The organism is Parablautia muri (genome assembly GCF_009917485.1).
In the GTDB taxonomy this organism is placed as follows: Bacteria; Bacillota; Clostridia; order Lachnospirales; family Lachnospiraceae; genus Suilimivivens; species Suilimivivens muri.
In genome coordinates, this window is record NZ_QZDT01000049.1 from 12,529 (window position 1) to 28,675 (window position 16,147).

Genomic DNA, 16,147 nt, shown 5'->3' on the forward strand with positions numbered 1-16,147 from the left:
TTCCAAAAATTAAAAAAATATTTATTGACTCGATTTTGGGCTTGTAGTAGAATGGAAAGTGCACTATTGTGGTGTGATAGGCATTTAGTGACATTATATCATAGAGAACGGGGTGAATTGTCAATGGAAAAGAACAGAATACGTCCCATTGCCGCAGGCAGAAACATGCGTATGAGTTACTCACGGCAGAAAGAGGTTCTGGAGATGCCAAACCTCATTGAAGTCCAGAAGGATTCCTATGGATGGTTCCTGAAGGAAGGACTAAAAGAAGTGTTTGATGATATTTCTCCAATTGCAGACTACAGCGGGCATTTAAGTCTGGAGTTCGTAGATTTCGAATTGTGTGAAGATGATGTAAAGTACTCTATCGAGAAATGCAAGGAGAGAGATGCAACCTATGCGGCCCCTCTTAAAGTTAAGGTACGTCTATATAATAAGGAAAAGGAAGAAATCAGCGAGCATGAAATTTTCATGGGCGACCTTCCCCTTATGACGGAGACAGGCACATTTGTGATAAACGGCGCTGAACGTGTTATTGTAAGCCAGTTGGTTCGTTCTCCCGGTATTTACTATGCAATCAGCCATGATAAAATTGGTAAGAGACTGTTTTCATCCACTGTCATCCCCAATCGTGGTGCGTGGCTGGAGTATGAGACAGATTCAAACGACATCTTTTATGTGCGTGTTGACCGTACCAGAAAGGTGCCAATCACAGTCCTTATAAGAGCCCTTGGGGTAGGCACCAATGACGAAATCAGAGAATTGTTTGGGGATGAACCTAAAATAGAGGCAAGTTTCAGTAAAGACGTTTCTACGAATTATCAGGAAGGTCTTTTAGAGCTTTATAAAAAAATTCGTCCAGGGGAGCCTCTTAGCGTTGAAAGTGCGGAGAGTCTTATTAACGCTATGTTTTTTGACCCCAGAAGATATGATTTGGCGAAGGTAGGCAGATATAAATTCAATAAAAAACTGTCCTTCAGGAACAGACTGAAAGGTCATGTGCTTGCCGAGGACGTAGTGGATATTACTACTGGTGAGATTTTGGCAGCAGCCGGTACTAAGGTGACCTTGGAGCTGGCGGATGAATTGCAGAATGCGGCTGTGCCATATGTATATGTGCAGACGGAGGAAAAGAATGTCAAGGTTCTCTCCAATCTGATGGTGGATATTACACATTTTGTGGACTGCAAGCCAAGGGAGCTGGGCATCACAGAACATGTTTATTATCCTGTATTAGCACAAATTCTCGAGGAATACAGCGAGGATGCAGAGGCTCTTGCAGAAGCCATCCGGAAAAATGTCCACGAGCTTATACCGAAACATATTACAAAAGAAGACATTATCGCATCAATCAATTACAATATTCATCTTGAGTACGGTATTGGCAATGATGATGATATCGACCATTTGGGCAACAGGCGTATTCGCGCGGTAGGCGAACTGTTGCAGAATCAATACAGAATCGGTCTTTCCAGATTGGAAAGAGTGGTGCGCGAGAGAATGACCACCCATGACGCAGAGGAAATTTCCCCTCAGATCTTGATCAACATTAAGCCGGTACAGGCAGCGGTGAAAGAATTTTTTGGATCTTCTCAGCTGTCCCAGTTCATGGACCAGAATAATCCTTTAGGTGAGCTGACCCATAAGAGGCGTCTTTCCGCCCTTGGCCCCGGAGGTCTTTCCAGAGACCGTGCCGGATTTGAGGTGCGTGACGTACATTACTCCCATTATGGAAGAATGTGCCCGATTGAGACCCCTGAAGGACCGAACATTGGACTTATCAACTCCCTTGCTTCTTATGCAAGGATCAATGAATATGGTTTTGTAGAAGCGCCTTACCGTAAAATAGATAAAACAGACCCGAAAAATCCCAGGGTCACGGACGAAGTAGTCTACATGGCTGCGGACGAGGAGGATAATTATCATGTGGCACAGGCAAGTGAACAGCTTGATAAAGAGGGCCACTTTGTAAGGAATACGGTGTCCGGACGTTACAAGGATGAAACCTCCGAATATCCTAAGTCTATGTTTGATTATATGGATGTATCTCCTAAGATGGTATTTTCTGTGGCAACGGCTCTCATTCCCTTCCTTGAGAATGATGATGCCAACCGTGCGCTGATGGGTTCAAACATGCAGCGTCAGGCAGTGCCCCTTCTTACCACAGAGGCGCCTGCGGTGGGAACCGGTATGGAGCCTAAGGCGGCCGTGGACTCAGGTGTCTGCGTAGTTGCCAAGAAATCAGGTGTGATAGAATATGTTTCCTCCAAACTAATCAGGATGACCTGTGATGATGGGGAGAAAATGGAATACCGTCTGATTAAGTTTTCCCGAAGCAATCAGTCCAACTGCTATAACCAAAAGCCCATTGTATTTAAAGGGGAGCATGTGAAAGCAGGACAGGTGATTGCAGACGGCCCTTCCACATCGGAAGGGGAACTGGCATTAGGTAAGAATCCTCTCATTGGGTTTATGACCTGGGAAGGATATAACTATGAGGATGCCGTTCTTTTAAGCGAAAGACTGGTGCAGGATGACGTGTATACGTCTGTGCACATTGAAGAATATGAGGCAGAGGCAAGAGATACAAAGTTAGGGCCAGAGGAGATCACCAGAGATGTCCCCGGTGTTGGTGATGATGCCTTAAAAGATTTGGACGAGAGAGGAATTATCCGTATCGGCGCAGAGGTTCGTGCGGGAGATATTCTGGTGGGCAAAGTAACCCCTAAGGGTGAGACGGAGCTGACGGCAGAGGAGCGGCTGCTTCGTGCCATTTTCGGTGAGAAGGCAAGGGAGGTAAGAGATACATCCCTTAAGGTTCCTCACGGCGAGTACGGCATCATTGTAGACGCCAAAGTATTTACCAGAGACAATGGAGATGAGCTTTCTCCCGGTGTGAATCAGGCGGTACGCATTTATATTGCACAAAAAAGAAAGATTTCCGTGGGAGATAAAATGGCTGGCCGCCACGGCAATAAGGGTGTTGTTTCCCGTGTGCTTCCGGTGGAGGATATGCCGTATCTTCCCAATGGGCGTCCCCTTGATATCGTGTTAAATCCTCTTGGTGTGCCTTCCCGTATGAACATTGGACAGGTACTTGAGATTCATTTATCCCTGGCGGCTAAAGCTCTTGGCTTTAATGTGGCTACGCCTGTTTTTGACGGGGCTAACGAAATTGATATCATGGATACCCTGGATCTTGCCAATGATTATGTGAATTTAAGCTGGGAAGAATTCGAAGCAAAGCATAAAGAAGAACTGCTTCCTGAGGTGATGGAATATTTGTACAAAAACCGCGACCACAGGGAGGTTTGGAAGGGTGTGCCTATTTCCAGGGACGGCAAGGTCCGTCTTCGGGATGGCAGAACCGGCGAATATTTTGACAGCCCGGTTACAATTGGCCACATGCACTACTTAAAGCTTCACCACTTAGTTGACGATAAGATTCATGCCCGTTCCACAGGCCCTTACTCACTGGTGACCCAGCAGCCGTTAGGCGGCAAGGCTCAGTTCGGCGGCCAGCGTTTTGGAGAAATGGAAGTTTGGGCGTTAGAGGCCTATGGTGCTTCTTATACTTTACAGGAAATTCTGACGGTGAAGTCCGATGACGTAGTGGGACGTGTGAAGACCTACGAGGCAATCATCAAGGGCGATAACATTCCTGAACCCGGCATTCCGGAATCCTTTAAGGTGCTGCTTAAGGAATTACAGTCCCTTGGGCTTGATGTTCGGGTACTGCGAGATGACAACACAGAGGTTGAAATCATGGAAACCATTGATTACGGCGACACAGATTACCGGTATGAGATGGAAGGTGATGATAAGAATTACGATTACGACAAGGGTTCCTTTGGGGCCATGGGCTACCAGCAGCAGGAATTTGACGAAGATAGTGGCGAGCTTGTAAGCGCTGATGATGAGGAAGATTTAGATGACGGTTTTGATGAAGAATTTGAGGCGGTGTTAAATTCCGAATCATATGACGAATAGGGAAACCGGAGTAACAGTTTAATCCAGGACTTTGCAGTGACAGCAAATGCTGCAAAGTCCGCGAGAAAGCATACATTTTGCCAGGTCAGATGTAGTGACAGGGGCGAAGGAATGTAGTTCTTTTAACGGGAGATTTGCCATAGAGCGAAGCTCCAGACTTTGAAAGGAGCATGGATTAGCTATGTCAGAAACAAAGCAGGAAGTATATCAGCCAATGACGTTTGATGCCATCAGAATTGGTTTAGCATCACCTGAAAAAATAAGAGAATGGTCAAGGGGCGAGGTTTTAAAGCCTGAGACCATCAATTACAGAACCCTAAAGCCTGAAAAAGACGGCCTGTTCTGTGAAAAGATTTTTGGTCCCAGTAAAGACTGGGAGTGTCATTGCGGTAAATATAAGAAAATCAGATATAAAGGCGTTGTATGCGACCGTTGCGGCGTTGAAGTTACAAAGGCCAGCGTCCGCAGAGAGCGTATGGGCCATATTGAGCTGGCTGCACCGGTATCCCACATCTGGTATTTTAAGGGGATTCCCAGCCGTATGGGATTGATTTTGGATTTATCTCCCAGAGTGCTTGAAAAGGTATTATATTTTGCCTCCTATATTGTACTGGATAAGGGCGACAGCAGTCTGGAATACAAGCAGGTGTTGTCCGAAAGAGAGTATCAGGATGCAAGAGAGACCTGGGGGAGCAGATTCCGTGTGGGAATGGGAGCCGAGGCAATCAAAGAACTGCTCCAGGCAATTGATTTGGAGACAGAAGCAGAAGAACTAAAAACCGGCCTTAAGGAATCCTCCGGCCAGAAGCGGGCAAGGATCATCAAAAGGCTTGAGGTTGTGGAGGCTTTCAGGGAGTCCGGAAACGAGCCTTCATGGATGATTATGGACGCCATTCCGGTTATCCCGCCTGATTTGCGCCCTATGGTACAGTTAGACGGCGGACGTTTTGCAACCTCGGATTTAAATGATTTATATAGAAGAATTATCAACCGTAATAACCGTCTTAAGAGGCTTCTTGAGCTGGGGGCGCCTGATATTATCGTCCGCAATGAAAAGAGAATGCTCCAGGAGGCTGTGGACGCGCTGATTGATAATGGCAGACGGGGCAGGCCTGTAACAGGCCCCGGAAACAGGGCGTTAAAATCTCTGTCCGATATGTTGAAAGGAAAATCAGGACGTTTCCGTCAGAATCTTTTGGGAAAACGTGTTGACTATTCGGGACGTTCCGTTATTGTGGTAGGGCCGGAACTTAAGATTTACCAGTGCGGTCTGCCTAAGGAGATGGCGATTGAGCTGTTTAAACCCTTCGTTATGAAGGAGTTGGTTACAAGAGGGATTTCCCAGAACATTAAAAATGCAAAGAAGCTGGTAGAGCGGCTGGATACCCAGGTATGGGATGTGCTTGAGGAGGTAATCAAGGAACATCCTGTTATGCTGAACCGTGCCCCTACTCTGCACAGACTGGGCATTCAGGCTTTTGAGCCGATTCTGGTAGAAGGGAAGGCTATTAAGCTCCATCCCCTTGTATGTACGGCCTTCAACGCGGATTTTGACGGGGATCAGATGGCTGTGCATCTTCCTCTTTCCGTAGAGGCACAGGCGGAATGCCGGTTCTTACTTTTGTCGCCTAATAACCTGTTAAAGCCCTCAGATGGCGGACCGGTTGCGGTGCCTTCACAGGATATGGTGCTTGGGATTTATTATCTGACCCAGGAAAGACCGGGGGCAAAGGGCGAAGGCAGATATTTTAAAAATGTAAATGAAGCAATTTTAGCATATGAAAACGGTTACTGCACACTGCACTCCAGAATCAAAGTGAGAGTGACCAGAAAAAATACGGAAGGCGAAAATGTTTCGGGAGTTGTAGAATCCACGTTGGGAAGATTTCTTTTCAATGAAATTCTCCCTCAGGATTTAGGGTATGTGGACAGAAGCAACCCGGAAAATCTTCTTCTGCCCGAAGTGGATTTCCATGTGGGCAAAAAGCAGTTAAAGCAGATTCTTGAAAAAGTAATCAATATACACGGCGCATCCGTAACAGCGGAAGTGCTGGACTTAATTAAATCCACAGGTTATAAATATTCCACGAAAGCAGCCATGACGGTTTCCATTTCCGATATGACGGTGCCGGCAAAGAAACAGGAAATGCTGGATGAAGCCCAGGCGACTGTAGACCGGATTTCCCAGAACTTCAGGCGTGGTCTGATTACGGAGGAAGAAAGATATCGTGCGGTTGTGGAAACATGGAATGAGACAGATAAAAAGCTGACGGATGTGCTCTTAGCCGGCCTTGATAAGTATAACAATATTTATATGATGGCTGACTCCGGAGCCCGTGGTTCCAACCAGCAGATTAAACAGTTGGCCGGTATGCGTGGTCTGATGGCCGATACAACCGGACGAACCATTGAGTTGCCCATTAAATCAAACTTCCGTGAAGGACTGGACGTACTGGAATACTTTATGTCCGCCCACGGCGCGCGTAAGGGTCTGTCCGATACGGCGCTGCGCACCGCAGACTCCGGTTATCTTACTAGACGTATGGTTGACGTATCCCAGGAGCTGATTATCCGCGAGGTTGACTGTATGGAAGGCCGTGATGAAATTCCCGGAATGTGGGTATCCGCATTTATGGACGGCAAGGAGACCATAGAAGGCTTAAAAGACAGAATACAGGGAAGATATTCCTGTGAGGATATTAAAGACAGAGACGGAAATGTAATCGTAAAGAAAAATCACATGATAACACCCAGCCGTGCGTCAAAGATTTTGAGCATTGGCGTGGATGAAAAGGGCGAACCGGTAGAGAAGGTGAAGATTCGTACCATTCTCACCTGTCGCTCACATATTGGTATCTGCTCCAAGTGTTATGGCGCCAACATGGCAACCGGTGAGGCTGTTCAGGTAGGCGAGGCGGTTGGAATTATCGCCGCACAGTCAATCGGCGAACCTGGTACACAGCTTACGATGCGTACTTTCCACACAGGCGGTGTTGCCGGTGACGATATCACACAGGGTCTTCCCCGTGTAGAGGAGCTTTTTGAAGCGAGAAAGCCTAAGGGCCTTGCAATTATTGCGGAGTTCGGTGGCGTAGCTTCTATTAAAGATACCAAGAAAAAGCGCGAAATTGTCATTACAAATGATGAAACAGGAGAATCAAAAGCTTACCTGATTCCTTACGGCTCCCGTATCAAGATATTAGATGGCGCCGTATTAGAAGCCGGCGATGAGCTGACAGAAGGTAGCGTAAATCCCCACGATTTGCTTAAAATCAAAGGAATCCGCGCCGTTCAGGATTATATGCTCAGAGAGGTTCAAAGAGTATACCGTCTCCAAGGCGTGGATATCAGCGATAAGCATATCGAGGTGATTGTCCGCCAGATGCTGAAAAAGGTCAGGATTGAAAACAGCGGTGATACGGAGTTCTTACCGGGGACCCTTGTGGATGTACTGGAATACGAAGATCTGAACGAACAGCTTTTTAAGGAGGGCAAAGAACCTGCGGAAGGCAAGCAGGTGATGCTGGGTATCACCAAAGCAGCCCTTGCCACCAATTCCTTCTTATCGGCGGCCTCCTTCCAGGAGACTACCAAAGTCCTGACAGAGGCTGCTATCAAGGGCAAAGTAGATCCTTTGATTGGCCTTAAGGAAAATGTAATTATCGGTAAGCTGATTCCGGCCGGTACGGGTATGAGACGTTACCGCAATACAAGACTTTCCACTGACAATGATCTGATGGGAACCATTGATATTGATATGGAGGAGGATGCGGAACTTTCTTTTGACGAGGAAATAGACGCATTACCAGAAGACAATTGGGATGAGGAATATATAGACGAGGCTCTTGAAGATGGAGAGGATTTTTTTGACGAAGAATTTGATGAGGAATCAGAGTATGATGCTGCGGATAAAGATGCGGAAGACATGATAGATGAAGACCAAATGGATTCTGTAGCTGATGTGTCTGTTGAGGAACGTTTTGTATAAATAAATACGGATATTGAGTGTTATGAATTGAGAAGGTCCTGTAGTTGGGACCTTCTTATTTTCTACGAATTTTGTAAATAATGTATTGACAAGGAAAAAAGGAGCAATTATACTATCTAAGTGTGCATTTAAATGTGCAACTGTTATGATGCCATAAAAGCGCACAGTTTCTCAAGATATTCCGCTTACAAGGAAAGCGGAAGCATTTCATAAACAGGAGGTGAAACAGAATGCCAACATTTAACCAGTTAGTAAGGAAAGGACGTCAGACATCAGTAAAGAAGTCAACGGCTCCCGCTCTCCAGAAAGGATGGAACTCCCTTCATAAGAAAGCAACCGATACTTCCGCTCCCCAGAAAAGAGGTGTTTGTACTGCTGTTAAGACTGCAACCCCGAAAAAGCCTAACTCAGCTTTAAGAAAAATTGCCAGAGTCCGTCTTTCTAACGGAATCGAAGTTACAAGTTATATTCCGGGAGAAGGTCATAATCTGCAGGAGCACAGTGTTGTTCTGATCAGAGGTGGCAGGGTTAAGGATTTACCTGGTACAAGATACCATATCATCAGAGGTACTCTTGATACTGCAGGAGTTGCAAACAGAAAGCAGGCTCGTTCCAAATATGGCGCTAAGAGGCCGAAAGCTTCTAAATAGTTTTTTTTGGAATGGATTGGACCCACAAATGTAAGCTAATTTAGTGTTGGAATTCTGTTACGATATAAAACTGCTGTAGCAGGAATTTGTTTGTAATAAGATTTACCGCACGTACACAAACTGTGAAATTAGAAAGACACACTGTGAGTACCGATGATTTAATGATTATTAAGGAGGGAAGAACCGTGCCACGTAAAGGACATATTCAGAAAAGAGATGTATTGGCAGATCCTTTATACAATAACAAAGTGGTTACAAAGCTGATCAATAATATCATGTTAGATGGCAAGAGAGGCGTAGCCCAGAAGATTGTATATGGCGCATTTGCCAAAGTAGAAGAAAAAGCTGGCAAGCCGGCCCTTGAGGTTTTTGAGGAGGCTATGAATAACATCATGCCCGTTCTGGAGGTTAAAGCAAGGCGTATCGGTGGCGCTACCTATCAGGTGCCTATTGAAGTAAGGCCTGAAAGACGACAGGCTTTAGCGCTTCGCTGGCTTACAACCTTTTCCCGTAAGAGAGGGGAAAAGACCATGAAGGACAAACTTGCAAACGAGATTCTTGATGCTGCAAACAATACGGGCGCAGCTGTTAAGAGAAAAGAAGATATGCACAAAATGGCAGAAGCAAACAGGGCTTTTTCACATTACCGTTTCTAGTCAGATGGACAAATCGGTATAAAGTCCTGAGCTTATGCCTAGACTGATATAAGGAGGAAAAACCTTTGGCTGGAAGAGAATATCCGTTGGAGAGAACCAGGAACATTGGTATTATGGCTCACATCGATGCAGGTAAGACGACCCTGACAGAGCGTATCTTATACTACACCGGCGTTAACTATAAGATTGGTGATACTCACGAAGGCACTGCTACCATGGACTGGATGGAGCAGGAACAGGAAAGAGGCATCACCATCACATCAGCAGCCACCACATGTCACTGGACTCTGGAGGAAAACTGCAAACCCAAGCCAGGCGCATTGGAGCATCGTATCAATATTATTGATACACCCGGACACGTTGACTTTACGGTTGAAGTTGAGCGTTCCCTGCGTGTACTTGACGGTGCGGTAGGCGTGTTCTGTGCTAAGGGTGGTGTGGAACCACAGTCAGAAAATGTTTGGCGGCAGGCTGACACTTATAATGTACCAAGAATGGCTTTTATCAATAAAATGGACATTTTAGGCGCTGACTTTTATGGAGCTGTAGAACAGATTAGAACCAGACTTGGTAAAAATGCAATTATTCTTCAACTGCCGATTGGCAAAGAAGATGAATTTAAAGGAATTATTGATTTATTTGAAATGAAAGCATACATCTACAATGATGACAAGGGAGAGAACATTGATATTATTGATGTTCCCGCTGATATGGCAGATGATGCTGAGTTATACCGTTCGGAGCTTGTTGAGAAAATCTGTGAATTAGATGATGATCTGACAATGATTTATCTGGAAGGTGAGGAACCTAGCGTTGAGCAGATGAAAGTAGCTTTAAGGAAAGCTACATGTGAGTGTACCGCAATCCCTGTCTGCTGCGGTTCCGCTTACAGAAACAAAGGCGTTCAGAAACTTTTGGATGCGGTTCTTGAATATATGCCTGCGCCCACAGATATCCCTGCTATTAAGGGTACTGATTTGGACGGCAATGAGATTGAGAGACATTCCTCGGATGAGGAGCCTTTCTCAGCGCTGGCATTTAAGATCATGGCTGACCCCTATGTTGGAAAGCTTGCATTCTTCAGAGTTTACTCCGGTACAATGAACGCAGGCTCCTATGTATTAAATGCAACAAAAGGTAAAAAGGAACGTGTGGGACGTATCCTTCAAATGCATGCGAACAAGAGAGCAGAGCTTGATAAGGTTTACTCTGGCGATATCGCTGCAGCCGTTGGATTTAAGTTTACCACTACAGGTGATACTATCTGTGATGAGCAGCATCCCGTTATTTTGGAATCCATGGAATTCCCTGAGCCGGTTATTGAGCTTGCAATTGAGCCCAAGACAAAAGCCGGACAGAGCAAAATGGGCGAGGCTCTTGCAAAACTTGCAGAGGAGGATCCTACTTTCCGTGCTCATACAGATCAGGAGACAGGCCAGACCATTATCGCGGGTATGGGTGAGCTCCATCTGGAAATTATCGTAGACAGACTTCTGCGTGAGTTCAAGGTAGAGGCAAACGTAGGTGCACCTCAGGTTGCTTACAAAGAAACCTTTACAAAGACAGTTGAGGTTGATTCCAAATACGCAAGACAGTCCGGTGGACGTGGTCAGTACGGCCATTGTAAGGTCAAATTCGAGCCTATGGATGCTAACGGAGAAGAACTGTTTAAGTTTGAATCCACAGTAGTGGGCGGCGCTATTCCCAAGGAATACATTCCTGCCGTAGGCGAAGGTATTGAAGAAGCGGCGAAATGCGGTATTCTTGGCGGATTCCCGGTACTGGGTGTTCATGCGACCGTATTCGATGGTTCATACCATGAAGTCGATTCCTCAGAAATGGCATTCCACATTGCCGGTTCTATGGCCTTCAAGGATGCTATGCAGAAGGCAAGCCCTGTTCTGCTTGAGCCTATTATGAAAGTGGAAGTAACAATGCCTGAGGATTATATGGGCGATGTTATCGGTGATATCAATTCCCGCCGCGGACGTATTGAGGGTATGGAGGATATCGGCGGAGGCAAGATGGTTAAGGCTTATGTACCTCTCTCAGAGATGTTCGGCTACTCAACAGATCTCCGTTCCAGGACACAGGGACGTGGTAATTACTCCATGTTCTTTGAAAAATATGAGCCGGTGCCAAAGAGCGTACAGGAAAAGGTATTGGCATCTAAAGGGAAATAAGTTACTGCTCATGTTCGGGAATGTGAATAACCGCACATTCCGTGAGACTTGATTCAGATATTAGGGGAATACTGCCCTGAATGTTATCAGAAGCGATCCTCAGGCCGTGAAGGATAACGAATCCGAATCTGCAATCAGGCAAAAACAAATAGTGCTTGAAAATATCAGTATTATCTAATATAATCAAACTAGTTGATTATATTTTTCGAAAAAATGTTTGTATCAATTAAAGGAGGACTTTAAAAATGGCGAAAGCTAAATTTGACAGAACGAAAACCCATTGTAATATTGGTACCATCGGTCACGTTGATCATGGTAAAACTACACTGACAGCAGCTATCACAAAGGTACTTGCTGAAAGAGTTGCTGGTAATGAAGCTACTGATTTCGAGAATATCGACAAGGCTCCTGAAGAGAGAGAAAGAGGTATTACAATCTCTACCGCTCACGTTGAGTATTCAACAGACAGCAGACACTATGCACACGTTGACTGCCCGGGACATGCTGACTACGTTAAGAACATGATCACCGGTGCTGCTCAGATGGACGGCGCAATTTTGGTTGTTGCTGCAACTGATGGTGTTATGGCTCAGACAAAGGAGCACATCCTTCTCTCCCGTCAGGTAGGCGTACCTTATATCGTTGTATTCCTTAACAAGTGTGATATGGTAGACGACCCTGAGCTTATTGAGCTGGTAGAAATGGAAGTTACAGAGCAGCTTGAAGAATATGGCTTCAATGACTGCCCGATTATCAAGGGTTCCGCTCTTAAGGCTCTGGAAGATCCCAGCAGCGAATGGGGCGACAAGATCATGGAACTGATGAGCACAGTTGACTCCTATATTCCTGATCCTGAGAGAGCTACAGATAAGCCTTTCCTTATGCCTGTAGAGGACGTATTCACAATCACAGGTCGTGGTACAGTTGCTACCGGTAGAGTAGAGCGTGGTACACTTCACCTGAACGAGGAAGTTGAAATCGTTGGTATAAAGGAAGAAACTCGTAAGACTGTTGTAACTGGTATTGAAATGTTCCGTAAGCTGCTTGACGAGGCTCAGGCTGGTGATAACATTGGCGCATTGCTTCGTGGTGTTCAGAGAACTGAAATCGAAAGAGGACAGGTTCTTTCCAAACCCGGTTCAGTTACCTGCCATACCAAATTCACAGCGCAGGTTTACGTACTGACAAAGGATGAAGGTGGCCGTCATACACCTTTCTTCAATAACTACAGACCTCAGTTCTATTTCAGAACAACTGACGTAACTGGTGTATGTAACCTTCCTGCAGGTACGGAAATGTGTATGCCTGGTGATAATGTAGAGATGACAATTGAGTTGATTCATCCTATCGCTATGGAGCAGGGACTTACGTTTGCTATTCGTGAGGGTGGTAGAACTGTTGGTTCTGGTCGTGTGGCTACTATCATCGAGTAATCGAAAATTCATTGAATTTATGGGACTTTCCGAGGTTTCTCGGAAAGTCCTTTTTCGATGTTTGGTGGGATTGATAAGTCGTGATAACAGAATGATAACAAAAGTTCGCTAATTGAGCAGTTCCTTATTTCTTTCTATATATTCTTTCCATATAGCTTCTCGGTCTTTCTGATGTGTGTTCTCATATTTTTCGGTATACTCGTCATGGAGCGCTTTTAGCTGATCCATAAGTGGCGTGTCAGCAGGCAGTTTCCCTCTGCGGATACGGGCATATAGCCTGTTATATGATTTTGTGAATTCCGTATGAATCGGATGGCTGAATAATTTTTCCTTATAGGATTTCCGGCTGGCGTACTCATTACAGGTAGTGGAAGTGTCTCTGTATATTCTTGTGCAGTATTCTTGGTTGGAAGTATACTTCACACGAAAATATCCATTACATAGTCTGCATTTTTTGATAACGAGTTCATCTTCAAGAAGTAGTCTAATGCCTATACATAAGAACTGTTTGAATGATGTAATAGGGTATTTCCCGATTGCATTATCTGTAATAAGGTTAGAGGCATGGTTTAAATACTCTATCCAATCTTTTGTATTGGAATGGGTATCTGTATGGGTATGAATGTCAGGCAGAAAAGTTTCTTTTATTTCCATAGCGGATAATGCATCCGATTGAAAATCCTGTTTACTAGCATACAGGCAATAAGAATGGTATATTTCAGCTATTGTACTGCTAGGCAGTTGTACATCTTGTTTTGACGGCGCTATGATAACCGCATCTAAATAATCTCTTGCTTGCGTACATAAAGTCTCAAGACTGCCAACTTCTTTGGATAATAGTTTGGCGGCTTGAAGTAGCTCCGTATCGGCTGGTTTTCCGGCTTGCTGATAGCAAGTGCGCATTACCATATGAAATAAAGGATACAGATAAGACAGTGCCGGGTGTTTTTCAAAGCAGGACTGTAATATTGGCATGATTTGCTCGGTAGAAGCTTCGATATCTTTTAGTGTGTGTTCGCAGCAATATACATTGAAGGCTTCTTCGTCAAAGGTGCAGTTAATGCCAAGTAACGGCAAAACAGACTTCAATTTCTGAAATGCCACAACAGCGGATTCTTTTTCCGGCATATCATAATCGAGAATTTCCATAATGCCGGTGTGGATAGCCGCTTTTTTTATAAAGCTGGCAGTCCCGCTTTTGTGAGTATTCTCATCATCATAAATGGTAGAAAGAGTTTCTTCGTGAGTATGGCGGTTAATACTGTAGGTTGCAACATTAAAGTGAAAATCATTTTTGATGATGTTCGGCGAATATAAATTCATACTTAAAATTCCTTTCTATCAGATGAACGGCGTAAAATAGCCTCTCTGAAATGCATTTCTTTTTTTATAGATACAATACTATCACAAGATAAAAAAGAAATCAATAAAATTATCTTGACAAATATCCTGTGTTGTTTTATCATAGATAACAAGTCAAGATAAATTTAACACAAAAAATAAAAACTTGACAATATACAGCGTCAGTGCGGGAGGAGGGAGGTAGATGAATAACAATTATATGGTAACGGCACAGGATGTCGTTGATATGCTTGGCGTTTCTAAGGGACACGCATATAAGATTATCAGACAGTTGAACAAAGAACTGGAAGATAGCGGCTATATTGTCGTGTCAGGCAAGATTCCCAGAGCATATTGGGACAAGAAGTTTTACGGGTATCAAAGTGGAGTGACAACAGCGTAACAGGAAGTCGGCATATCATTCAGATAGATAGGATATGCGGATAAAATGAAATGCGAATTTAAAGGCAGTTCTGCGGGATTGATTATATGACAAACCGCAGACTGTCCTGAGAAGAAAGGAGATTTTATGTCAGTCTATAAAGATGAGCAGAGGGGAACATGGTATTGTATGTTTCGTTACAACGATTGGACGGGCAGACAGAAACAAAAATGCAAAAGAGGTTTTAAAACAAAAAGAGAAGCAAAAGAGTATGAAGAACAGTTTATGCACACAACAGAAGCAGATATGAATATGAAGGTGGGAGCTTTCGTTGAGACTTATTTCAGAGATAAGCAGGGTGAATTGAAGGAACGGTCAATCAAAAATAAGAGATATATGATTGAACGGCATATCCTTCCGTACTTTGAAAATAAGTCCATGAATGAAATTACACCGGCAGATATTATTCAATGGCAGAATAAAATGCGGGAGGCTGGATATTCGCAGACATATCTGCGGATGCTTCAGAATCAGATGACAGCGTTATTTACCCATGCTTCCAATATCTACAATCTGACAAACAATCCCTGCAAGAAAGTAAAGAAAATGGGGAAGTCAGATGCGGATAAAATGGATTTTTGGACGTATGAGGAGTACCAGCAGTTCATTAATACGATTGAAGCGGGAAGCAGATATTATGTGCTGTTTGAAATTTTATTCTGGACGGGTATGCGTATTGGAGAATTACTTGCGTTATTAAAAAGTGACGTAAATTTTCAGGAGAACAAAATATCCATTTCAAAAACCTATTACCGGGCTGAAGGAAAAGATGTCATCACAACGCCTAAGACGGAACAGTCGGTCAGAACAATAGACATACCGGAATTTTTAACACAGGAGATAAAGGAATATTGTAATAAACTATATGAGTTTCCTGATAGCGAAAGATTGTTTCCAATCGTAGGAGAAGCTGTGCAGCATAAGATGGTACGGCATATTCAAAGGGCTGGGGTAAAAAAGATTAGGGTACACGATTTAAGACATTCAGCATGTGCGTATCTTGCGCATCAGGGAGTGGCGCCTATGGTTATTAAGGAACGCATGGGACATAAGGATATTAAGATTACCTTGAATACATATGGGCATTTATATCCTAACGAACAGAAAAAAGTTGCGGATATGCTGAACCGAAAGCGGAATGAAGCATCAAGTGAAAATGCCCCTGCCGGTAACAGGGACATTTCAGGTACAGATTGAATTGGTGGAACAATTTAATCCGTGACATAAAAAGGACAAGCCCTTCTATGAAAATCTTGCAAATTTATTATAGCAGAGGCTTGTCCTGATGAAAAGAAGTTTTAGAGATAAACATGAAATCAGGAGGGCATTTATTATGCAGAAATTTAACAGCAACACAAGAATAATTATCGGCGTGGATCATGGATATGGAAACATGTTATGCAAAGGAAAATATAATCCTGACACTTTTTAGTGATCAGCAGAATAACAGCATTTTGCCATAAA

The 16,147-nt window shown here is 44.1% G+C and carries 9 protein-coding genes; 8 read left to right on the plus strand and 1 reads right to left on the minus strand.

Annotated elements, in window-relative coordinates; all coding sequences use genetic code 11:
- Positions 1–123 precede the first annotated feature (123 nt).
- The 6 genes from rpoB to tuf all read left to right on the plus strand — a co-directional run bounded on the left by rpoB (position 124) and on the right by tuf (position 12,900).
- Entirely contained in the window at positions 124–3,990 is a 3,867-nt protein-coding gene (rpoB, locus tag D5281_RS19595) for a DNA-directed RNA polymerase subunit beta (RefSeq protein WP_160561759.1), read from the plus strand.
- A 181-nt stretch (positions 3,991–4,171) separates the two neighbouring features.
- Positions 4,172–7,978: a DNA-directed RNA polymerase subunit beta' gene (rpoC, locus tag D5281_RS19600; protein WP_160561760.1), complete on the plus strand. Its 3,807-nt coding sequence runs from the start codon at positions 4,172–4,174 to the stop codon at positions 7,976–7,978.
- Positions 7,979–8,208: 230 nt separating this feature from the next.
- Positions 8,209–8,628, plus strand: a complete 420-nt coding sequence (gene rpsL / locus D5281_RS19605; RefSeq protein ID WP_022350785.1) for a 30S ribosomal protein S12 — start codon at positions 8,209–8,211, stop codon at positions 8,626–8,628.
- Positions 8,629–8,813: 185 nt separating this feature from the next.
- Complete coding sequence (gene rpsG, locus D5281_RS19610) at positions 8,814–9,284, plus strand: 30S ribosomal protein S7 (RefSeq protein ID WP_330585172.1); 471 nt, start codon at positions 8,814–8,816, stop codon at positions 9,282–9,284.
- 65 nt (positions 9,285–9,349) lie between these two features.
- Positions 9,350–11,467 (plus strand): elongation factor G, encoded by a 2,118-nt coding sequence (gene fusA, locus D5281_RS19615; RefSeq protein WP_160561761.1) that lies wholly within the window; start codon positions 9,350–9,352, stop codon positions 11,465–11,467.
- 245 nt (positions 11,468–11,712) lie between these two features.
- Positions 11,713–12,900, plus strand: coding sequence for an elongation factor Tu (tuf, locus tag D5281_RS19620; RefSeq protein WP_160561762.1), 1,188 nt, complete (start codon positions 11,713–11,715; stop codon positions 12,898–12,900).
- A 108-nt stretch (positions 12,901–13,008) separates the two neighbouring features.
- Here tuf and D5281_RS19625 read toward each other — a convergent pair whose 3' ends face one another.
- Entirely contained in the window at positions 13,009–14,223 is a 1,215-nt protein-coding gene (locus tag D5281_RS19625) for a DUF6076 domain-containing protein (RefSeq protein ID WP_160561763.1), read from the minus strand.
- Between the two features lie 223 nt (positions 14,224–14,446).
- Between D5281_RS19625 and D5281_RS19630 the strand changes: the two genes are divergently transcribed.
- Together D5281_RS19630 and D5281_RS19635 are read left to right on the plus strand one after the other, a co-directional pair.
- A complete protein-coding gene (locus tag D5281_RS19630; protein WP_160561764.1) occupies positions 14,447–14,644 on the plus strand; it encodes a DNA-binding protein in 198 nt (65 codons plus the stop codon).
- A 126-nt stretch (positions 14,645–14,770) separates the two neighbouring features.
- Positions 14,771–15,880 carry a site-specific integrase gene (locus D5281_RS19635; RefSeq protein ID WP_160561765.1) on the plus strand — a complete coding sequence of 370 codons (1,110 nt, stop codon included), beginning with the start codon at positions 14,771–14,773 and terminating at the stop codon, positions 15,878–15,880.
- The last annotated feature ends 267 nt before the right edge of the window (positions 15,881–16,147 follow it).

Coding starts and splice junctions, on each gene's coding strand:
- rpoB (WP_160561759.1), top strand. CDS start 124: ATGGAAAAGAACAGAATACGTCCCATTGCCGCAGGCAGAAACATGCGT.
- rpoC (WP_160561760.1), top strand. CDS start 4,172: ATGTCAGAAACAAAGCAGGAAGTATATCAGCCAATGACGTTTGATGCC.
- rpsL (WP_022350785.1), top strand. CDS start 8,209: ATGCCAACATTTAACCAGTTAGTAAGGAAAGGACGTCAGACATCAGTA.
- tuf (WP_160561762.1), top strand. CDS start 11,713: ATGGCGAAAGCTAAATTTGACAGAACGAAAACCCATTGTAATATTGGT.
- D5281_RS19625 (WP_160561763.1), bottom strand. CDS start 14,223: ATGAATTTATATTCGCCGAACATCATCAAAAATGATTTTCACTTTAAT.
- D5281_RS19630 (WP_160561764.1), top strand. CDS start 14,447: ATGAATAACAATTATATGGTAACGGCACAGGATGTCGTTGATATGCTT.
- D5281_RS19635 (WP_160561765.1), top strand. CDS start 14,771: ATGTCAGTCTATAAAGATGAGCAGAGGGGAACATGGTATTGTATGTTT.